The sequence below is a fragment of the Paenibacillus sp. UNC499MF genome (assembly GCF_900107975.1).
Lineage (GTDB): Bacteria > Bacillota > Bacilli > Paenibacillales > NBRC-103111 > Paenibacillus_F.
Genome location: NZ_FNVF01000002.1, coordinates 427909 through 450054, shown reverse-complemented (window position 1 = coordinate 450054; position 22146 = coordinate 427909). Strand labels below are relative to the sequence as shown.

The following is a 22146-nucleotide window of genomic DNA, read 5'->3' as shown; positions in this document are numbered from 1 at the left end:
GGAATATATTGATCTGAGGAGTCTGCCCGATGAACAAAAGCAGCATTCGTACACGCCTCATCCTGCTCATGCTGATTGCGACCGTCATTCCGATCGTGATCTCCATGATTGTCACGTACTTTTACACCACGCGCTCGGTCGGAACAAAACTGATTCAGGAGAACGCGAATCTCATCTACCAGGGCAAAACGAACGTACAAGCGTACATGGACACGCTGAACCGCAACTCGCTGTCGCTCTATAACGATCCGGGCGTCCTTCTGATGCTCCGGAGAAATGTGCATGATTACACGAACGAGGCCCAAACGTATACCCTGCTGCAAAATCTGACTCACTCCGTGGACGGCATTTACCAGATTTATTTCTATATGGCAAAAGCCCGCAGGTCTACGCTGCTCATCGGGGACATCCCGAAGCGCGGCTATGATACGGATAATTTCAGCGAGCCTTTTACGACCGGCAATCCCTCTTCCGTCGTGGAGCCTACGCACATGAGTTCCATCTACGGACTGGGACAAAGTCCGCCTTATTATGACCCCCGACCCGTCATAACATTACACCGGGCCATCTACAACGTCCCGACGACGGAATGGCTGGGCACTTTGTCGATCGATATCAAGCTGGAGGCGATTCAGGACATTGCCGACCAGCTTTTCAACAAGCAGCACGAACGTCTTTACCTGCTGGATCAGTCGGGCATGGTCGTTTATTCCGGGGACAGCACCCTGGTCGGGAAACCTCTCTCCGATGACTGGACGGGTCCGGTTCTGGAGTCCAAGGAAACGCGCGGACAGCTGGAAATGAACAAGTCGGTTTATTTGTACGAAAAAATGGACACCCCTTACATGAAGTGGACGCTCGTGAAAGAAATTCCGCACAGCTATCTGTACGAAGGGGCCCGGAGCCTGACCCAGATCAATATCATCATCGCGGCGGTCTCCCTGCTGCTCGTCATTGCGGCCACCTTGTTCGTGACCATCCGCATTACCGCTCCGATCAAAAAACTGATCGGAACGATCAACCAGATTCAGGCCGGTAATCTGACCGCTCGTGTAGACGGGGAGGGCCGGGACGAAATCGGCATTCTGGTCCGCCGGTTCCGGACGATGATGGAGACGATTAACAACCTCATTCTGCGGGAATACAGGCTGGACATCGCCAACAAAACGAACCAGCTAAAAGCGCTGCAGGCCCAGATCAACCCGCATTTCATGAACAACGCGCTGCAGTCCATCGGTACGCTGGCTCTCCAGCATAACGTTCCGCGCATCTACTCGCTGATCAACTCGCTGGCGAAAATGATGCGCTACAGCATGAACACGAATCAGGAAGCCGTGCCGCTGTCGATGGAAATCGGTCATGTGAAGGCGTATCTGGAGCTGCAGAAAGAGCGGTTCGAAGGCAAATTCGGCACGCACTTCGAACTGGACGAAGCCGCTCTTGGCATCATGGTTCCGAAGATGATCATTCAACCGCTGGTCGAAAATTATTTCAAGCACGGCTTCGATCCGAAGCTCGGCCCCGGCCGCCTGACTGTACGGGCCCGGCTCGAACCGGGCGGCACGGCGGAAGCCGGCGACGCGGGCCCGCTTAAACCGGGCGAAGGCACGGGGCCTAACGGGGCCGGCGCAGAGAGCGGACCCGCATCCGGCGCCGCTCCGAATAACGCGCCGGAAACCCGGCCGGACGAAGATCCGGCGGCAATGGGGCCGCCGTCCATTCTTACCGGCGGCGGCCCCCCCGCACGGCCCGTCCTCTTCGTGGAAGTCGAGGACAACGGACGCGGGATACCGGAGGACAAGCTTGCGGAGCTGGAAGCCGGACTCGCCATGATGCGCGAGGAAGCCGGGATAGAGGAAGAAGGCGGGATCGGGATCGGCAACGTAAGGAGCAGACTGCGCCTTTACTTCGATCCGCGGGCTTCGCTGACACTTGAGAACACGGACCCTCACGGCGTCCGGATTACGATGCGCATTCCGCTTGGGGAGGATATCACAACATGATCGCATTACTCGTAGACGATGAGAAACACGTCCGCAATGCCCTGCGGATGCTGATCAATTGGGAAGACCACGGCATTTCGCAAGTGTTCGAGGCGGAAAACGGAGAAGAAGCCATTGAAATAATCGAGCGCGAGAAGCCCCAGATCATCATCACCGATATGATGATGCCGGTCAGGGGCGGCGTAGAGCTGCTCCAATGGCTTCAGGCCAACGAGCCTACCGCCAAATCGATCGTGATCAGCGGCCACGATGACTTTTCCCTTGTCCGCCATACGATCCAATACGGCGGGACCGACTATATCCTGAAGCCGATCGATCCGGATCAGGTCAACGAAGCGCTGGCCAAAGCGGTGGCCAGCTGGAAGAAAGAAGAGCACGAGCGGTCCCGGAGCGTGGAACGGAACATCGAGATGAACCGCATCAAGCCGGTTTACTGGGACCGGCAGTTGTCCGGCCTGCTCGACGGGCCCGGGCAAAATCCGGACGCCGTCCGGGATCTCCGGACCGACTGGGGTCTTCCCGCGGAAACGGCCTCGTGCCGCATCGCCATCCTCAGCATGGTCACAATGGAGACGAAGCTGAAGAACAAATTCGGCCGCAACACGGACCTGCTCTTCTTCTCGCTGATCAACATCTGCAACGAGTTCCTGCACCGCCGCAGCCGCGGAGCCGCCTTCCGCTACTGGAGCTCCAACGAGATCGTGCTCCTGATCTGGGGCGAGCCGGACAACGTCCCCGCACTGCTCGGGGACATCAATGAAGGCATCCGGACCGCCCTGCACAGCCGGCTCGATTTCGGGCTCAGCGGCGGGCACGCCTTCCCGGACGGCCTCCCGGCCGCTTACCGCGAAGCCCGCGACGCGCTGCGCCAGCGCAATCTGCTCAGCCGCGGCGGCTGGATTCACGAGGCTGTCCGGCCCGAAGGGCTTCAGCCCCGGCGGCTGCGCTTCAGCGACTTCGAGGAGGCGATCCGGACGGCGATCCGCAGCGGCAGCGCCGGGGAGATCACCTCCGCCGTGCAGGCGTGGTTCGACGGCGTGCGGAGCCTGAGCGCCATCACGCTCGAACAGATCGAGCAGTGGCGCGGCGAAGCGGACACCATGCGGGGCCGCTGGATCGAGGACTTCTTCCCGGACGGCCCCGAAGAGCTGCTCGCGGAGCTGCGCTCGGAAACCGGCAGCGGGCAGACCATCGTCCCGCTGAACGAGCAGGGCACGCTCTCGCTTGCCGACTGGCAGCAGGAGCTGACGCATTCGTTCATCCAGCTCTCGAAGCATCTGCTCAAAAGGCAGCACCGTGAAAAGAACGTCATCTACGACATCGCGAAATATTTGCAGACGCACTATCACGAGGAAATTTCGCTGCAGGACATCGCCGGCCGTTTCTTCCTCTCCCGCGAATATATTTCGCGCAAGTTCAAGCAGGAATTCGGCACGAATCTGTCCGACTATCTGGGCTCCATCCGCATCGATAAAGCGAAGCTGCTCATGATGAATCCCAACCTGCGGATTTCCCAGGTCAGCGAAATGGTCGGCTACGGCGACGAGAAATATTTCAGCAAAGTGTTCAAAAAAATGACCGGCTGCTCGCCGAATGAATACCGGAAAGCCAACCAGCCGATCATGTAAAGGCATGTGTGAAGGCTTGTTCACATTTTTGTCATTTTCTTTTGATGGACGATTGGGTATAATTAGGCTAACGTATGTTTACTTGGAGGTGCGCTTGGATGTCTCATGCTTTCTGGATCATTATTGCAGTGCTTACCATGTTTATCGTGGCCATCTTCACATCTTCGTACAACGAGGATAAAACCAAAGGCCTGTAAGTTTCGCCCGTCATGCGGACAAACGAAAGCCCTGGATATGAAATGATCCCCACCCTGCGAGCAGAATGAATCTCTTGTTCTGCCCGTCTGCGGCGGGGATTTTTTTATGCCCAAAACAAAAAGGCATGGGAAAGATACCGTTCCATGTGCAAAAGCGGAGGAAACGGCATGAAAGAAATGATGAGCGAGGCTATGCGGACTCTTAAAGAGGCGACCGGGTTTTCCGGTACGGCCCTTGCGAAGAACAAGGAAGAAATCTTTGCTGCCTTCAGCGGCGGCTATGCCAATCGCTCCGAAGGCATCCTTAACCGGGTGGATACCCGTTTCGGAATAGCATCCGGGTGCAAGCTGTTTACAGCTGCAGCAATCTGCCAGCTAGTGGAGAAAGGTCAACTCTCTTACGATTCCAAGCTGCGGGATTGTCTGCCGCGGAAGTTTGAACATTTTGACCAAGAAATCACGATTCATCATTTGTTAACGCATACTTCGGGAATACCTGATTATTACGATGAAGACATCATGGATAATTTCGAAGATTTATGGACGGATTATCCCATGTATCGTGTCCGGCGGCCTCAGGACTTCCTTCCCTTGTTTGCGGATAAGAAGATGAAGCACGAGCCCGGGCAGATTTTTCATTACAACAACGGAGGCTATATCGTTCTGGGGCTCGTTGTCGAACATGTTAGCGGGCTTCCCTTCAGCGACTATGTGGAGCAATTTATTTTTGCCAAAGCGGGTATGAAGGATTCCGGTTACTTTGAAACGGATAGTTTGCCCGAACGGACTGCGGCCGGTTATATCGACCGTAAAGACGGAAGCTGGAAAACCAACTTATTCTCGCTTCCCGCCAAAGGCGGCCCGGACGGCGGCGCTTATGTGACGGCACCGGATATGGTGAAATTTTGGGAAAGTTTAATGACATTTGAATTGTTGAACGAAGAAACGACCTCTATACTGCTGCGGCCCCATGTGCATATAGCTGACGATATTTACTGCGGATACGGACTTCGGATGAAGCTTCGGCAGCACGAGAATCATGAGGATGTAGAGAAGTATATTATAATGGGGTATGACCCGGGCGTGAACTTCAGGTCTGTGTATTATCCCAAAGAGAAGCGGTCCATCGTGGTTTGCTCCAACAAATCCGGCGGAGCTTTCGAAATCATTTCCGGTATCGAAAAAGAAATGATCTAGCAAAAAGGGGCTGATTTATCAGCCCCTTTACTTATTCGGTCTTCTCCCGAATCCGCCCGCGCCCGGCAAGGCTTACGGATAACTGACCACCCGATGCCGCGCAAAACCGAGATACCGCGTACCCTGAAAATTCAGCTTCCCCATATCCCCTTCCACTAGCTGGCCGTACTCCGATCCGCTTATTCGGAACTCGATCCGGTCGCCGCTCTCCACCTCGAACGTGACGAAGTAGGACGTGTCCGTGGAATGACTGTGCATGGATTCGTCCGAAGCCGAATGGTGATGGGACACCTTCGTGCGCTTCGTGGCGACCCGCGCTTCTACCGTAAGCACCGGCTGCTTGTTGTTGTGGTTCCACTGCAGGATGCTTCTCACCAGAGTAAAAGCGATAAATGCCAGAATCGCGATGAAAATGAACGGAAACAACGCGGATATAAGCCCGAACAGCCCCGGTCCGTCTCCGAACCCTATACCGTTTATGTTTATCACGGCTCTCTCTCCTTTCTGCTCCGCTTCCGAAAGCACTGCCCTGATTTTACCATATCGCCTTTCTTTTAGGGGGTTAAAAAAGGCGCAGTCACGAAAAAACGCCGTCTCCCGAAGGAAACGGCGTTTTTTCGTCTCATGTGCTCAATTGTCCCGGTAAAAACGTAGGAAATAAGCCCTAAACTCTCGGCTGTTTCATTGCGTTCATTTCGCCCAGACAATTGGAACAGATGTGACGTTCTTTAAATTCGTTAACATGATCCATCTCACCGCAGAATACGCATTTCGGGCGGTATCTCTCTAGGATGATATGGTCCCCTTGTACTAAAATTTCGACCGGATCGCCTTCGTTCATTTGATATCTTTTGCGCAGCGACTTAGGTAATACGATACGTCCAAGCTGATCCACTTTACGGACAACTCCAGCTGGTTTCATCATTGTGCCACTCACCTCATTTCACCGAAGTATAATCGGCTTAGCAATCTTTACCCATTTTTATTCGCCAAATTTCTGCTAATTCCTTCTAACTTCGTTATATTCTTTTTATTCGGGGATACAAAACGGCAAAGATTACAAGATTCCTAAGCACCAGAGCGAAAAAATCCGAGTCCGGCTTGCAAACTAGCTCAGGATACGCCTATACGCCTAGAAAATTTCAGGAAACCGCCGTCCGATCTCCCGTTCCGCGCACACCGGACTGCTGCTTTAGGCTTATGCCGGCAAGCACCGAATCCCGGCTTCTTCGATGTTCTCTAATCCGAAATGGACCTTCCGGCTCATGCCCGCCCTTTCCGAAATCCCGTCTGATCCGGCTCGGGAAACATCCGGCCTTTCAACTGTCACGACAAGCCATCTGCCCCTGCAAACCGTTTGCCAAGGAGAGGGAATCGTTGAAACTGGCGAAATTAGGAGAAAGCTTGGTTCCTGCCATCTTCCATAAACATATCATACATTACAACTAAATATAGCAGACAAGTATAAAGGAGGGAAAAAACTAGGGAAGCTAGTTTCCTTTTACAAGGTCCTTCTTTTTCGGAAAGAAGGGAGGTGAAATCAGATATGGACGAATTTCTTATCCCGATAACCGTTCTCACATTTCTTGGCACTCTCTTGTTTATTTTCTGGCGTCCGGATATCAACGAAGCCTTCCCCGCATCCGCAGGCGCGCTGATTATCCTGCTGAGCGGCAGCGTTTCTTTGGCGGATCTGGGCAGCATTACCGAAACGATCGGCGGAGCCGCCGTTACGATTATGGCCACCATCGTGATGGCCATCGTTCTTGAAAGCTTCGGTTTTTTTCAATGGGCGGCGGAGAAATTATCGGAGAAAGCGCACGGCTCCGGCATCCGGCTGTTCTGGTACACGAACCTGTTCTGCTTTCTGATGACGCTCTTCGTCAATAACGACGGCAGCATCCTCATTACGACCCCGATTCTGCTTATGCTGCTCCGCAACCTCAAGCTCAAAAATCATCAGAAAATTCCCTACCTGCTGTCCGGGGCGTTAATCGCAACGGCTTCCAGCGCGCCTATCGGGGTCAGCAATATCGTCAATCTCATCGCGTTAAAAATGGTCGATATGGACCTCTACATGCACACGGCCATGATGTTCATTCCCGCCTCTCTCGGTCTCGTCCTGCTGGCGCTGCTGCTGTTCCTCAACTTCTACAAGACGCTGCCCAAAACCATTCCCGTCCTGAGACCCGGCGCCTGGAAATACACGGCTCCCGGCATCGGCAGCCACCCGCTCAAAAACAGCTCTTCCGACCTGGATAACGAACAGCGGGCACGGTTTATGCGGAACATTCTCCTGTTCGTATTCGGTGTACGTCTGAGCTTGTTCGCCGCTTCCTACATCCATTTTCCCGTACCCGTCATGGCCGTCACCGGTTCCGTACTCCTGCTTGCCTGGCGCTGGTACCGGCTGAACATCTCTCCGGCCGACATGATCCGCAAAACACCGTGGAACATTCTTCTATTCGCTTTCAGTATGTATGTCATCATCTACGGGCTGCACAATATCGGCCTTACGAGCCTGCTGATCCGGCTGCTGGAGCCCGTCGTCAGCGGTAGTCTGCTTCACGCCAGCGTATTGATGGGCACCCTCCTGAGCCTGCTCTCCAATATTTTCAACAATCATCCCGCTCTCATGATCGGCACGCTTACGCTGACGCATATGGGCCTCGATCCGCTGACGCTCAAAATCTCTTACCTGGCCAGCGTCATCGGCAGCGATATCGGTTCTCTTCTTCTCCCCATAGGAACGCTTGCCACCCTGATGTGGATGCATATTCTGAAAAAAGGCAAGGTTGAGCTGACCTGGAGCCAGTATCTGAAAGTGACAATCACCGTCATTCCCGTTACCCTGCTCTTCACACTGGTCTTTCTCGCTTACTGGATCTCCTGGATTTATTAAAAAAAACGATCTTCGAATAAATCGAAGACCGTTCATGTAAAAGGGATGCTTACCGTAATCTATGTCAAAAAAAGCGTTTGAGTTCGGGTGTATTCAGGAGGACCCTGAGAAGAGGGCTGATCCCCTTCTCCTTAGGGTTTTTTGTCCTCTTTACCGGAGTCCCGGAAAATCGTTCTGGCGGAGCGCTTCGAACAGGACGATAGCCGCCGAGTTCGACAAGTTCAGCGAGCGGACCGCATCCGACATCGGCATTCTCATGGTCTGGCCGGGATGAGCCTCCAGAATTTCGGGCGGGAGTCCTTTCGTCTCTCGGCCGAAAACGAAAAAATCGCCGTCGCGGAACTCGAAATCCGTATACCGCTTATCCGTTTTCGTCGTGGCAAAAAAGAACCGGCTTCCCGCATATTTTTCTTTAACCTCTTCAAATGAATCGTGATACTCCAGTTTGACGGAATGCCAGTAGTCGAGCCCGGCCCGTTTGAGTGTTTTGTCGTCCGTTGAAAATCCGAGCGGCCGCACCAGATGCAGGTAAGTCCCCGTGGCTGCGCAGGTCCGGGAAATATTACCCGTATTCGCCGGGATTTCGGGTTCAACCAATACGATGTGAAAAGCCATGCTGCACGTTCACCTCTTTCCTCTGCTAGTATACACCTTCTTCTCCGCAATTTTAACACTCGTTTTACGTGTTCTTAATATGACCGTGATACATAGACGCGATAATAGAGCTATAACCGAACCCAAAGGAGACCGATTCATGAAGAAAAAAGTGCTAGTCGTAGACGACGAACCTTCGATCTCCATGCTCATCGAGTTCAATCTGAAGCTCGTAGGCTTCGAAGTCCAGTGCGTATACGACGGTGAGGCCGTATTCGACGTCATCGGCCAGTTCCGTCCCGACATTATCGTCCTTGACCTGATGCTGCCCAAAATGGACGGCCTGCAGGTTTGCCGCAAGCTGCGCAGCCAGAACAATCTCGTCCCCATCATTATGCTCACCGCCATGCAGGATTTATCGGATAAAATCGCGGGGCTGGACAACGGCGCCGACGATTATATGACCAAACCTTTCAGTCCGCAGGAGCTGATTTCCCGCATTCAGGCGATCATCCGCCGCATCCAGACGCTCCCGGCTTCGGGCGAAGAAGCCCCGATCACGATCGGCCAGCTCAGCATCCGTCCCGATCAGCGTGAGGTGACCTGCGCGGGCAAGCCGGTTGATCTGACCCCCAAAGAATTCGAGCTGCTTGTGTTCCTCTGCAAGCACAGAGGCAAAGTACTGAGCCGCCAGCAGCTGCTGCACGGCGTCTGGGATTATCATTTCCTCGGCGATACCCGTATCGTCGATGTCCACATCTCTCATCTCCGGGATAAAATCGAGGCCAATGCCCGGACACCCGAATATATCATGACCATCCGCAACGTCGGCTACAAATTGACCGAGCCCGCCATTAAAGAAAGTTTTGCCTGAGGGCCGTCCGAAAACACGGGTATACACAGAGCGTTTTTTAAAAGGTAGGGCGAATCATTCGCCGTACCTTTTTTTATAGGTTTATGGCGGCAGGTATCAGCCGCCCGGCGAACATCATATCCGCACAGCAAAAACGGGACCCTGCGAAGGGCCCCGTTTTTCGGTAAGAAGTAAAGAATGCCTGTCCGTGCACCGTGTAACGGAGGTGTTTAGCCGTTGCGCTTGCTGAAATCGTTCATGAACTGGGCCAGTGCCTGACACGATTCGTAAGGAACCGCGTTGTAAGTCGAAGCTCTAAGACCGCCGACGCTGCGGTGCCCTTTCAGACCGACAAATCCGTTCGCTTGGGACTCTTTCACGAACAGTTTCTCCAGCTCTTCCGATTGAAGACGGAACGTGATGTTCATTCTCGAACGGCTGTCCGTGTCTACGCAGCCTTGATAGAAGCCGCCGCTGGAATCGATGGCGTTGTAGATCAGATCGGTTTTGTCGATGTTGATTTTCTCCAGCGCCGCAAGTCCGCCCTGGCGTTTGATCCAGTGCAGAACCAGATTGATCATATACACCGAGTAGGAAGGCGGCGTATTGTAAAGCGAATCGTTCTTCACGTGGGTGTCGTAGCGGAACATGGTCGGAAGGTTTCCGTTCGCGCGCTCCAGCATGTCTTCGCGCAAAATAACGACCGTTACGCCCGAAGGACCGAGATTCTTCTGCGCGCCCGCGTAAATCAGGCTGAACTTCGAGACGTCGACCGGGCGGCTGAGAATGTCGCTGGACATGTCCGCGATAAGCGGAATGCTGCCGGTATCCGGGTAGCTTTGAAGCTGCGAGCCTTCGATGGTTTCGTTCGACGTGACATGCAGGTAAGCCGTCTGATCCGACAGGTTAAGCCCGCCGAGATCCGGCATGCGCATGAACTTCTGATCTTTCGAGCTCGCCGCAACCGCGGTTTCCCCGAAAAGCTTCGCTTCCTTGATCGCTTTGTCCGCCCACGCGCCGCTTTGAACATAGGCCGCGGTTTGTCCGGCTTGCAGAAAATTCATGGGAATCATGGTGAATTGTGTGCTTGCTCCGCCTTGGAGGAAAAGCACTTTGTAGCCGTCCGGAATGCTGAACAATTCTTTAAGCAGGCTTTGCGTTTCGTTGTTCACCGCTTCGTACTCTGCGCTGCGGTGCGAAATTTCCATAATCGACATGCCGATGCCGCGGAAGTCGACAAATTCCTTCTGCGCCTGCTCCAGCACTTCCAGCGGCAGAGCCGCCGGACCGGCGTTAAAATTGTAAGCACGGTTTCCCATTTTTCTCTCCACACCCTCTGCTTCATTTGATTTATCGCTATGATAGCAGTATTCGCCAGCACCATCAAGAGAAAGTTGTATGGATGCGGGCCTTTCCGTCAAAATTAAAAGAAGCTTACGCAAAAGGAGAGAATCCGACATGACCGATCCGTTAGAGCGCCTGTTCGTCGCCGTTCCGCTGTCCGGACCCGTCCGGGAAAATCTGAAGAGCTGGACCGGGAGGCTGAGAGATTCGGGAACCTCCTTCAATAAGTGGGTCCATCCTGAAGATTTCCATATCACGCTGAAGTTTATCGGCGACACGCCTCTGTCGACGCTGCCCGCCCTCTCCCCCCTGCTTGAGCAAGCGGCAGAGGCTCATTCTCCGCTGGAGCTTACCGCCGCGGGAGCGGGAACCTTCGGCCCGAAGGATGCCCCGCGCATCCTCTGGGCCGGGCTGCAGGGCGACTTGGACGCCCTGCAAAGGCTCCAGCGTGATGTGGAGGCGGCCTGCTCGTCCCTCGGCTTCGAGCCGGAGGACCGGCCTTACCGGCCCCACATCACGCTCGCCCGCCGCTATACAGGCGGGCGCAAATGGGCGCGTGAACTGTTGGACGCGCCGGGCGAGCCTCCTTCCGCCTCCTGGACGGCGGAAGAGATCGTGGTGTACCGGACCCATATGGGCCGGTCACCGATGTATGAACGCGCAGGGGCTTTTGCCCTGCGCGGGTGAAGCCGGGCCGCCGGGGACGTTGCGGCGGCCTTTTGTCCGCGGCTGAGCGCCGGTGTGGCGGCGGCTGAGCGCCGGATGCTCCGGCGCTCGGCCGCAGGGCCGACAACTCCCGCTGGCGCATCCGGCGCTCGGCCGTAGGGCCGGCAGCTCCCGCTTGCATCCGGCGCTCGGCCGCAGAGCCGGCAACCCCGCATCGCCCGATTTGCCCACGCGCCGCAGCCCGGCTACCCGGCCTGTTCGCTCCACATGACGCGGCGGCCGCTCCCTTTTCCCCTGCATGAAAGCCACAGCCGGGAGACTTTGTGACAGAGCGGCTCACGCGTTCCCAAAACTGTCGAATTTGCGCCTCCGAATTTATGTTACGCTCATACATAGCAAGGACTAACGGACTACCCCGTGCCGATCCTTGAACCAAGGAGGCATTCGAATGAACCCAACTGACGACATCGCGGCGAAAGCCCGCGCCTTCCTCTATACCTGCTACAGCGAATGGGGCCGCAGCGAGCAAGAAGCCGAAAACCGGTGGCTCGACGTCTGCGCCCAAATCAAAGAAACCGGCACTTACGTACACAGGCCGGAAGAAGTGGAGTACGGCGCCAAGTTAGCCTGGCGCAACAGCAACCGCTGTATCGGCCGTTTGTTCTGGAACACGCTGAGCGTGTTCGACGGCCGGCATATCCGTACCTTCGAAGAAGTGCGCGACGCTCTGCTTACGCATATCCGTTTTGCCACAAATGACGGAAAAATCCGTCCCGCCATCACCGTTCTCCCTCCCGCCGGGAAGGACGGCGCCAGTCCCGTACGCATCTGGAATCACCAGCTGATCCGTTACGCCGGTTACGAGACAGAGAGCGGCCTCGTAGGCGATCCGAACTCCATCCCGTTCACGCGGGTTTGCCGCGAGCTTGGCTGGGAAGGCGAAGGAACGCACTTCGACCTGCTTCCGCTCGTTATCCAGGTCGGCGGCGACGCTCCCCGGTGGTTCGAGCTTCCCCGCGACCTTGTGCTGGAAGTTCCTCTCCGTCATCCCGAGCTGCCGGGGTTTGACGATTTGCGGCTGAAATGGTACGCCGTACCCATTATCGCCGACATGCGCCTGGAAATCGGCGGCATCTCGTATTGCGCCGCGCCTTTTAACGGCTGGTATATGGAAACCGAAATCGGTGCCCGCAATCTGGCGGACGAGACAAGATACAATCTGCTTCTCCGGACGGCTTCGCTCATGGGACTGGATACAAGCTCGAACGCGACCTTCTGGAAGGATCGGGCGCTGATCGAGCTGAATACCGCCGTGTACCAGTCCTACCGCAGCGCCGGCGTCTCCATTGTCGATCATCATACGGCTGCCCAGCAGTTTCAGCTGTTCGAGCAGCAGGAGACCCAGGCGGGGCGTGAAGTAACGGGAGACTGGACATGGCTGATCCCTCCGGTATCCCCGGCAACTACGCCTATTTTTCACAGCAAGTATGACAACACCTGGAAAACCCCCAACTTTTATTACCAGGACAAGCCTTACGAGAAATAAACTCGGGGAACCGGCCGGTGTATTTGTAAATGAAGCCTCGCCGCCACCCGTAAGAACTTCCTAAACATCCGGATTCTTTGAACCGCCGTTTCCAAATCTTTTACGCAAAAGCCCGTGCCTCCTGCACAGGCTTTTTTTGCATGTTCCGGGCGCCCGGATTTTCTCTTCATTACATCTATTTAACTGTGTTTATTCGAAAGAATGAGCAGTGGTAATAATGGGTATTTAAGGTAATTTTATTGCGTTTTTTGGTAATTTAATGACTTCAATGGAGCGGTATATTGTACTGGAAATATTTTCAATCTAATATACGAATGTATAAACGCTCAAAAGAGGAGGGAGTTAGTCAGCAGTTCAAAAACGCGCACGGTTTCCACTACCTTTTTTATTCAAATAGCCAAATAACCGATACGGTTGGGAGTGTATGACATGAGAAAAAGATTTATAAACACGGCCAGTTTATTTTTGATGATTTGTGCGGTTTTGTTACTCCCCGGTAACGCCTTCGCTGCTTACAGCCTGGGTACGGAAACACCTTTTCCCGCTTCATCGGCTAAGGAACCTTATACGTCCGGCAATGTTACTTTTTTCAAAACCGGACATCCCGTATTCGTTTCAAATGCGCCGGAGTCCATCTATGATCATCAAGCAAACAAGACGTTATACCGGGACACCATGAACGGTACGTTCAGATTTTGGTCTTCCCACAGAAACATGGCGTCCGGAAACCTGTCGTTCTTTTTGTATATTAAAAATCCGTCTGCCACAGACTCGGTTAATTTATACTTAATAAAGGATGGGTACGGAGATTCCAACGCGGGCGGGGATGTGACGAAAGCGGCTTCTACAGCCACAACAAGCTTTATGAACAAGAGTGCCGGCAGCGGAACCTATCTGGCAACTATTGCGCCGGGTCAAGGGTATGCCTACGAATATTCGGCGGCGGCGGGAATTGCAAATCAGAAAGCGATCGTCTATATGGCGGATTTCAGAGCGGCGGATGCGACTACCGGCAGTGACGCCCTTGTAAAAATCTCGGATATTTCAACAAATACGGGAACAGCGAATCTAGCAGCCTATGCAGATACTCCTACCATTTCACGAACCAACTACAATACGAAGACAAATGACGATTACCGGGGCCTGCTGCAGCATTCGGGAAGAACCGCGGATGTCAATCTCACCTTGACGAGCGCCTCGCCTGCCAAAACGATTACGCAAAGCGACGACGGCGGGTATATGAACGAACAAGAAACTCTCATGTCTACATGGGATATCGACGGAAACCCGCAAAACCAGACTCCCGTATCCTTCAACGGAAAGATCAGGGTCGCTTACTGGTGTACGGACTACACCTACAACATTAACATTACCAATTCCAGCGGTCTTCCGAATGTTTACACCCTGTACGGGAGCAGAACCAGCGGCGCATTTATTAATTATAAAATCGGTACGGTGACGAACCGTCATGTAGATAAAGGGAACGGTATCGTTATTAACGACGCATCGGCTTATACGCTTCATACTATGGTCCAGCCTTCCAACAATCTGCCTTTATCCCTGGATTTTGCCGCCCAGTAAATTCATAAACGGAAGCTAAAAAAGCGGAAACTTTCCGCTTTTTTTTATTTTTTTCCCGGTATAGCCCGGAAATTAAGCGTCTGTACTCCTGACCACAGAAATCTTCTGGGGCCGCTCAGATCTTTCTCTTCTGCAGTCCTTTCAATTGAAACGCGGGCATTGTCGAACTTCTTACAAGCCTTCTATGAATGAAAGCGCCTGGAATGATCAATATTAAGCCCCATATACAAGTGATTTTTCCTTGTTGAGGAACGACCGCCCGTCCGGTACATTTCCCTGAACCGTCAAGAAAGGAGGAAAGAACGAAGATGTGGAACTGGATGAAAAACCGCAAAACCGGCAGCCCGCTGTCCGGCATTCCGATGCCCGAACCGCAAATGGTGGTACCCAGCCTTTATATAGAAGATATTTTGAGCGGCCGGACACTTTCCGCGGGGATCGAGGAAAATCTGAAGCTTCTTCAAGATGTCCTTCAATACAACGACGATCTGACCGTCCGCCGTTTTCAGCTGTTCGAGGGAACTTCCGCCGCTCTCGTATTTTTTTCCTCCTTTGCGGATCAGGAAATGATCCGTTCTTATTTGATTAAGCCGCTTATGACTCATACGGAGCAGGAAGACTGGATTGTCGACTACGAATCGCTGGCCGCTTACCTGACGGACAAGGTCATTCAAGTGAGCCGGATTACGGAAGAAAAAGCCCCCGCCCGAATGATCGACCAATTGACTATGGGGGAAACGGTCCTGCTGGTGGACGGAATCGCGGCGGCCTTTCTGGCGGATACACGGAAAATCGAGAAACGCTCGATTGAGCAGCCGCAGACCGAGCAGGTCATCCGAGGTCCCCGCGAAGGCTTCATCGAGCATTTGCAGACCAATATCGCCCTGATAAGGTACCGGCTGCAAACCGCAGACTTCCGGGTTCATACGATGCATATCGGGCGGGTGACCAAGTCGAAGGTGGCGCTCTGCTACATTCAGGGAATTACCCAGCCGGCCCTGATTCATGAGGCCAAGAAGCGATTGTCTTCCATCGATACGGATTCCATTCTGGATGCCGGGTACATCGAACAGTTTATCGAGGACCACCCGCTCTCCCCTTTTCCGCAGATTCAGAACACGGAGCGCCCCGACAAGACGGTCGCCGCCCTGCTGGAAGGCAAGTTCGTTATTATGGTCGACGGTTCACCGTTTGCGCTTATTGCGCCGACTGTGTTCAGCCAGTTTTACCAGACCGTGGACGATTACACGGAGCGGTTTCTGATCGGCAGTATGATCCGGTTTATCCGGCTGGTCGCGCTGCTGTTTTCGCTGGTGTTTCCTTCGCTGTACGTGGCGGTCATTTCTTTCAACCCGGAAGTGATCCCCACGGATTTTGCCGTTGCCGTCGCCGGTTCCAGAGCGGGGGTGCCTTACCCGGCCATGATCGAAGTGCTCCTGATGGAAATTTCCATGGAGGTGCTGCGCGAGGCCACCATCCGCCTGCCTCAGCTGATCGGCGGGGCGCTTTCCATCGTGGGTGTCCTGGTCATCGGCCAGGCTGCCGTATCCGCCGGTTTTTCCAGCCCCATTACGGTCGTCATCATCGCCCTGACCACGGTCGGTTCTTTCGCTACGCCGGCTTACAACGCGGCGATCGCCCTGCGGATGCTCCGGTTTCCGCTTATCGTGCTCGCCGGCTGCTTCGGGCTGTACGGCATCATGTTCGGAATGATTCTCATTACCAATCATCTGCTCAGCATCCGTTCATTCGGTGTTCCCTATATGAGCCCCATCACCCCTTTTAACGCCCAGGAATGGAAGGATACGCTGCTGCGCGGACCGATCTGGTGGATGACCGACAGGCCGGGCCATTTAAAATCGCTCCAGGCCAAAAGGCGCCTGCACATCGACCGGTATTACCGGTCGCCGTCTTACTCCTGGGACAAGATGCCCGAGGATCCGGATAAAGGAGGCGTGCCCGATGAATGAACGGCGGTTAACGAATTGGCAGGCCATGTGCATCCTGATCAGCACGATAGCCGGTATCGGCATACTCCCCCTTCCGAGGCTGGCCGTAACCGCGGGAGGAACGGCCGCACCGCTCGTTACAGCCGCGGGCATCCTGCTGGGAGCCCTGCTTGTAATGCTTTGGTCTCTGCTCGGAATGCGGTTCCCGGACCTGTCACCCGTAGCTTACAGCAGGCTGATCCTCGGTAAGTGGGCGTCCGGTACGCTGTTATGGGTCATCGCGCTGTTTTATCTCGTCGCGACGGCTTTTTCTTTCCGGGAGTTCAGCGAGGTTACCGGTACTTTCGTTCTGCGGCGGACACCGCTTGAAGTGATCCTGTTTATGATGCTGCTGCTCGTCGTGGTGTCCGCCCGTAAAGATATGTACTCGTTTACGCTCATCCACGCGTTTTATACCCCCTTTGTGGTGGGACCCGCCTTGTTTATCATGATGCTTTCGTTCAGTGAAGTCGAACTGCTGAATTTGCAGCCTTTTACGGCCAATCCCGATTTCTCGTTCTGGATCGGTTCTCTGGGCATCACCACTCTGTTCCGGAACGTGGTGATCTACAGCTTTATCGTACCGCGTATGAGAAACCCCCGGAAAGCGCTCAAGATCGGATTAACCGGAACGGCGATCTCGGGAGGACTTTATTTGCTGATCGTAATCACCACGGTCGGCGTATTCGGGGCAGAGGAGATTAGGCGGCTCGTCTGGCCCACTTTGGAGCTTGGACGGGCGACGATCATACCGGGAGAATTCCTCGAAAGAATGGACGCCATCTTCCTCGTCGTCTGGATTATTTCGGTCTTTAATTCCCTCCTGAGCGGATATTATCTGATTCTCCTCATTATAAAAGAGGAACTGGGGCTCAAGGATCACCGGATGCTGGCGACTTTCCTGATGCCGTTCATGTTTCTCGCGGCCATGATGCCGCAGAACGTAATCCAGCTCTACAGGATAAGCACTCACCTCCTCCCGTGGGGGCTGATCGCCATGATCGTGATTCCGTCCGCACTGCTCCTTATAGCGGGCATACGCGGCAAAGGAGGCGTCGCCCATGCACCCGACAAGGGCTAGGCTGCCGCTTCTGCTGCTGACCGTACCGCTGCTGTCTTTGCTCCTGGCCGGATGCTGGGATCAGCAGGAGGTCGAAGACCGTGCCCTTATTCTCGGCATGGCGATAGACCGGGCGGTTGATCCGGGCTCTCTTGAAAGCAAGGACCGGGTCAATCATCTGGAGCCCAACCCGATTCCTGCGGACAAAATGATCCGCGTGACCGCTTCTATCGCCGTGCCCGGCCGCATTCCGCTCGGCCCCGGAGAAGGGGGCGGCGGGAGCGGACAGGGAACAACCAAACCGGTCTGGGTCGTTACCGTGTTCGGCCATACGGTTAACGACGCCCTGAACAATCTGCAGCAGCAGATTGCCGATCCCAAATTCCTGATTCACCTGCGGGTAATCGTCGTCAGCGAAGAGGTTGCCTACGACACCCTGGAACACGTCAACGACTATTTCCGACGCGATTCCGAGGTGCGCAGAAGAACATGGCTGCTTATTTCCAAAGGAGAGGCGGCCCGCTTCCTTAACGTCGCTCCTCCTCTGGAAAGGGTTCCGACGCTCTACGTGCTGGCCATGCTCGACAAATCGGTCGAACTCGGCAAGTTCCCCCGCGACTATATCGGGACGTTCTGGAGCACCCAGTCCAAGCAGGGGCAGGAAGGTTATCTTCCTTATGTCGACATCCGCCAGAAAGAGAATATCCTGATCGGGGGAATGGCTCTTTTTCGCAACAATAAAATGGTAGGAACCTCCGAGCCGCTGGAAATCGGAGCCTTTATGTCCGTCAAGCAGATGAATCCCGGCGGCTACTCGCCGCTTGTGAATGTGCCGGGAATCGGTCCGGTCATGTCGTCTACTACCCTGAGGAAATCGAGAATTGATCTGGAAATGAAGAACGGTTCACCCCGCTTTAAAGTGATGATTTATCTGGAGCAGGATCTGGAGGAAAAGTACTTTGAAGACACTGTTATCGACGAAAAAGCCATCTCCAAAATCGAGGAAGCGACAGGCAAAGAAGTGAACAAAATCATCAACAACTTTATCCGGAAAACGCAGCGGATGAAATCAGATATTTTCGGCTTCGGAGAGTACATCCGGGCCAAAGAGCACGGATACTGGACGGCTCGTATCGGATCGAAGGAAAAATGGGAAGACGAGTACGCCGATCTGCCCATCGAAGTTCAGTGTACGGTTCGTATCAACCGGACCGGCATGCAGTACAGATAGGAGGCGGTTTCCATCCTTAAAATCGGCTTTTTGCATTATCTCGGAGGCTATTTTGCGGTGTCGGGGCTGATGCTCCTCTGGATCGACAAGCGTATTTATGCCCTAAGCGGCTGGCACAAGGAAAAGACGATGACGATGTGGCTGGGCATCGTGCAGCTGGCGCTTGGCCTCCTGTCGCTGGCGGCTCATTATTTCCTCCGATATATCGTCTGGTAAATCCGCGGCAGCGTACAGGCACAACAACCCTCCCCTTCTAATAAACTGCTTGCAGGAGATTCGTTTGGAGAAGGGGATTGTATATGGCCAAACTGGTTCCGTCCCGCAAAGCGCGGCAAGCATCTAAACTTCCGGCGGGACTGCTCCGGGTGGATCCGCGATCCTCCGAGAGCATGACCCCGCCCATCGGCGGTTCAACGGGACCGGAGGAAGCAGTCTCCGTCCCGGATGCCGCCGGCAGTCCGGCTCCCCGCTCCCCGGAGAGCGGCCTTACCGGCGGACTGATCGAAGAAGATCTTCTTGAGGCACAAATCCATGCCAAAGCAGGCCGTTCCAACCCGCTGCTCGGCGTGCTCGTCAAGACGCTTCAGCCCTCCTCCCCCAATTTGTTCGGGGGGATCACGACTTTTTGCAAAGAGCTGGACGAAGCGAGCAAGGAGCAGGGAGCCCGCGTGTTTTTCTTCTCCGTTGACGGCATCAAGCCGGGAAGCTCGCAAATAAACGGCTGGCATTATGCCTCCGGAGGCTGGAAAAAGGGAACTTTCCCGATGCCTTCCGTTATTTATAACCGGCTCACCTCGCGCATTCTGGAAAACCGGCCGAAGGTCCAGCAATTTTTCCGGGACGCCAAAGCAAGCCATGGCGCCAAAGTGTTTAACGAGAAATATTTGAACAAAACGGAAGTTTTTCAGGCGTTAAAAGACGATGCGGCATGCAAAAGCTTTCTTCCCGAGTCGTATCTCTTCAAAAATTATGCCATGCTTCAATCGATGTGCAAAAAGCACGCCACCGTCTTCCTCAAGCCCGTGCTGGGAAGCCTCGGCAAAGGCATCCTGCGCGTCTCTTCCCTCGGCGGCGGATCCTACAGCTGCGAAATTCCGACGCTCAACGGCACGAGCCGGAAAGTGTATCCGAGTCTGCTGAAGCTGTTCAACGCCCAGGCCGGAAAGCTGAAAACGAGCCGTTACCAGATCCAGCAGGGTCTTCAGCTCGTGCAGGCCGACGGCCGCCCCGTCGATTTCCGCGCCCTGGTCCAGAAGGATCAGCGGGGCGAATGGGCGATTACGTCCGTCGTCGCCCGGATTGCGGGAGCCAATCACTTCGTCTCCAATCTGGCCCGGGGCGGATCGCTCAGCACGGTCATGGAGGCGCTCGCCCGCACCTCTCTGCCGGCCGCGGAGCACAAGAAGATCTCGGCGCAGATCCGCAAAGCGGCCCTGGCCGTAGCGGAAGGCATCCAGACGCATATTCCCGCCCTGTTCGGCGAGCTCGGGGTTGATCTGGCTGTCGATACCGGCGGGCGGGTATGGCTGCTCGAAGTCAATTCAAAGCCGTCCAAGAACGACAATACCCCGCTGGACGGGGGCACTAGCAATAAGATCAGGCCGTCCGTCCGCAGGGTCATCCGCTACTCCAAGTATTTGGCGAATCATTAATGAGAATGCGAGAGAATCCGAGATAAGCGGAGAATAGCCGAGAAAAAATAGAATGTAAGGCTTCTCATTCGTCCATTAGATCCTTTCCGGCTATTTCTAATAGTTTTCTAATCAAACGGCGCAAACCCAGACGAGGTCTGGGTTTGCGCTTTTTTATCCAATTAACCCCATCTTTGTGTGTGCTATACTGAGACACATCACGAGATGGAGGTACAAGACATTGAAAAAACAACTAGGAAAGAAACTCATCATCGCAAGTCTGAGCGCCGCAATCGCCCTCTCGGGAGGACTTACTGCTCTTCCTCAGCAAACGCACGCCGCCGTTTCTTCTACCGCTTTTAAAGCGAAAGCCGACAAAATTTTTACACTCGGCAAGAAATATCTCGGTAGACCTTACAAATTGGGAGCCAAAACAGGCAACACAAGCTCCTTCGACTGCTCTTCTTTCGTTCAATATGTATATCAGCAAAACGGCATCAAACTTGCCCGCGGCGCACGCGATCAGTCCAAAAACGGGACAAAGATCAAACGCAGCGAACTGAAACCGGGAGATCTTGTTTTCTTCTCCACCAGAGCAACAATGAAATACTCCGCCAGCTCCGTTAAACGCATCGGTCACGTCGGGATTTATGCCGGCAATAATAAAGTCCTGCACACTTACGGAGAAGGAGGCGTCAAATACAGCAACATGGGTTCCGGCTGGTGGGACAACCATTACGTGACCGCAGTAAGAGTCATTAAATAAATCTTTACCAGCGGAGGATTCAATCTATGAAAAAAGTAGCCAAGCTTGTTCTGGGACTAAGTCTTCTTGCAGGAAGCAGTCTTAGCGCCGGCGCCGCCTTTGCAGAGACGGCGCCAGCAATTACTACATCATCTACTATTATTACCACAGGCAATCCATATCTGAAACAACTTCCTTATTCCAGCCAAGGAAAAATTTACGGAAGCGTGCCTAAAGGCACCAAATTGACTGTGCTCGAAAATACAAATAAGTATTTCGTCAAGGTGAACTATAACGGTCAAACCGGCTATATTTCCACCTTATACTTAAAGGTTGTCGGCGGCGGAACTTCTACGGCTCCGGCTCCTTCTAAACCTGGAACTTCCGGTTCCAGCAGCGCGTCCTGGAGCAAGCAGGCGGACAGCATTCTTTCGTTCGCCAAGTCCTTGGAGGGTAAAGTGCAGTACGGTTACGCCAAGAACGATACGAAGAAGCTTATTTTCGACTGCTCTTCGTTTACGAAGTATGTGTTTAACAAAGAAGGCGTCCATCTGCCGTGGGGCGCAAGAGCTCAGTACAAGCTGGGCACACCCGTCAGCAAAAGCGAGCTGCGCAAAGGCGATCTCGTCTTCTTCTCCACGACGGCTACAGCCAAAAACAAAGACACCGTCAACAAAATCGGCCATGTGGGCATCTACATCGGCGACAACAAATTCATCCACAACGTGAATACGAAGGATGACGTCGTTATCGGCGACCTCAACAACACTTGGCAGAAAAATCACTACGTCGCATCGGCCCGCATTCTCAAATAATGCGTTACGGCCTTCAAAACCGGGAGCTTGCCTCCCGGTTTATTTGCGTATCGCCGAAATCTTATCCGCACCCCGCCCAGTTCCCGCTCGCAGTATTTCGTGCATGACGGCAGTCGGTCGGCCGCGCATTCCCTACTCGTACATTCATTGTATGTCAAAGGATTC

At 54.1% G+C, this 22146-nt stretch carries 19 protein-coding genes; 15 read left to right on the top strand and 4 right to left on the bottom strand.

The window, feature by feature from the left end; translation table 11 throughout:
• Positions 1-29: 29 nt before the first annotated feature.
• From C4S74_RS07155 to C4S74_RS07145, 3 genes are all read left to right on the top strand, one after another.
• Entirely contained in the window at positions 30-2003 is a 1974-nt protein-coding gene (locus tag C4S74_RS07155; protein ID WP_103994653.1) for a sensor histidine kinase, read from the top strand.
• Positions 2000-3631 (top strand): response regulator, encoded by a 1632-nt coding sequence (locus C4S74_RS07150; protein WP_103994652.1) that lies wholly within the window; start codon positions 2000-2002, stop codon positions 3629-3631. Before C4S74_RS07155 ends, C4S74_RS07150 begins: the two co-directional genes overlap by 4 nt.
• Before the next feature lie 365 nt (positions 3632-3996).
• The gene (locus C4S74_RS07145) at positions 3997-5025 is read left to right on the top strand and encodes a serine hydrolase (protein WP_103994651.1); all 1029 of its coding nucleotides are present in this window, start codon (positions 3997-3999) and stop codon (positions 5023-5025) included.
• Between the two features lie 72 nt (positions 5026-5097).
• Here C4S74_RS07145 and C4S74_RS07140 read toward each other — a convergent pair whose 3' ends face one another.
• Entirely contained in the window at positions 5098-5514 is a 417-nt protein-coding gene (locus C4S74_RS07140; protein WP_103994650.1) for a DUF2500 domain-containing protein, read from the bottom strand.
• A gap of 175 nt (positions 5515-5689) precedes the next feature.
• Entirely contained in the window at positions 5690-5947 is a 258-nt protein-coding gene (locus tag C4S74_RS07135) for an AbrB/MazE/SpoVT family DNA-binding domain-containing protein (RefSeq protein WP_170318711.1), read from the bottom strand.
• A gap of 624 nt (positions 5948-6571) precedes the next feature.
• Here C4S74_RS07135 and C4S74_RS07130 point away from each other — a divergent pair.
• Positions 6572-7927, top strand: coding sequence for an arsenic transporter (locus C4S74_RS07130; RefSeq protein WP_103994649.1), 1356 nt, complete (start codon positions 6572-6574; stop codon positions 7925-7927).
• Between the two features lie 150 nt (positions 7928-8077).
• Here C4S74_RS07130 and trmL read toward each other — a convergent pair whose 3' ends face one another.
• Entirely contained in the window at positions 8078-8542 is a 465-nt protein-coding gene (gene trmL, locus C4S74_RS07125; RefSeq protein ID WP_103994648.1) for a tRNA (uridine(34)/cytosine(34)/5-carboxymethylaminomethyluridine(34)-2'-O)-methyltransferase TrmL, read from the bottom strand.
• 139 nt (positions 8543-8681) lie between these two features.
• On the opposite strand from trmL, the gene C4S74_RS07120 reads away from it, so the two are divergent.
• Positions 8682-9395: a response regulator transcription factor gene (locus tag C4S74_RS07120; RefSeq protein WP_009676211.1), complete on the top strand. Its 714-nt coding sequence runs from the start codon at positions 8682-8684 to the stop codon at positions 9393-9395.
• 209 nt (positions 9396-9604) lie between these two features.
• Here C4S74_RS07120 and serC read toward each other — a convergent pair whose 3' ends face one another.
• Positions 9605-10693 (bottom strand): 3-phosphoserine/phosphohydroxythreonine transaminase, encoded by a 1089-nt coding sequence (serC, locus tag C4S74_RS07115; RefSeq protein WP_103994647.1) that lies wholly within the window; start codon positions 10691-10693, stop codon positions 9605-9607.
• Between the two features lie 139 nt (positions 10694-10832).
• Between serC and thpR the strand changes: the two genes are divergently transcribed.
• The 10 genes from thpR (at position 10833) to C4S74_RS07065 (ending at position 21981) form a co-directional block, all read left to right on the top strand.
• Positions 10833-11405: an RNA 2',3'-cyclic phosphodiesterase gene (thpR, locus tag C4S74_RS07110; RefSeq protein ID WP_258042419.1), complete on the top strand. Its 573-nt coding sequence runs from the start codon at positions 10833-10835 to the stop codon at positions 11403-11405.
• Between the two features lie 427 nt (positions 11406-11832).
• Positions 11833-12930, top strand: a complete 1098-nt coding sequence (locus C4S74_RS07105) for a nitric oxide synthase oxygenase (RefSeq protein WP_103994645.1) — start codon at positions 11833-11835, stop codon at positions 12928-12930.
• An 828-nt stretch (positions 12931-13758) separates the two neighbouring features.
• Entirely contained in the window at positions 13759-14511 is a 753-nt protein-coding gene (locus C4S74_RS07100) for a hypothetical protein (RefSeq protein WP_258042418.1), read from the top strand.
• A gap of 308 nt (positions 14512-14819) precedes the next feature.
• On the top strand, positions 14820-16481 hold the full coding sequence (locus tag C4S74_RS07095; RefSeq protein WP_103994644.1) for a spore germination protein: 1662 nt from the start codon (positions 14820-14822) through the stop codon (positions 16479-16481).
• A complete protein-coding gene (locus tag C4S74_RS07090) occupies positions 16474-17580 on the top strand; it encodes an endospore germination permease (protein ID WP_103994643.1) in 1107 nt (368 codons plus the stop codon). The genes C4S74_RS07095 and C4S74_RS07090 overlap by 8 nt, the downstream gene beginning before the upstream one ends.
• Positions 17561-18790, top strand: coding sequence for a Ger(x)C family spore germination protein (locus C4S74_RS07085; RefSeq protein ID WP_103994642.1), 1230 nt, complete (start codon positions 17561-17563; stop codon positions 18788-18790). The genes C4S74_RS07090 and C4S74_RS07085 overlap by 20 nt, the downstream gene beginning before the upstream one ends.
• Before the next feature lie 30 nt (positions 18791-18820).
• Positions 18821-19006, top strand: coding sequence for a CLC_0170 family protein (locus C4S74_RS26420; RefSeq protein WP_103994641.1), 186 nt, complete (start codon positions 18821-18823; stop codon positions 19004-19006).
• Positions 19007-19089: 83 nt separating this feature from the next.
• Positions 19090-20442, top strand: a complete 1353-nt coding sequence (locus C4S74_RS07075; RefSeq protein WP_103994640.1) for a YheC/YheD family protein — start codon at positions 19090-19092, stop codon at positions 20440-20442.
• Between the two features lie 220 nt (positions 20443-20662).
• Complete coding sequence (locus C4S74_RS07070; protein WP_103994639.1) at positions 20663-21187, top strand: C40 family peptidase; 525 nt, start codon at positions 20663-20665, stop codon at positions 21185-21187.
• Between the two features lie 26 nt (positions 21188-21213).
• Complete coding sequence (locus tag C4S74_RS07065) at positions 21214-21981, top strand: C40 family peptidase (RefSeq protein WP_103994638.1); 768 nt, start codon at positions 21214-21216, stop codon at positions 21979-21981.
• Positions 21982-22146 lie beyond the last annotated feature (165 nt).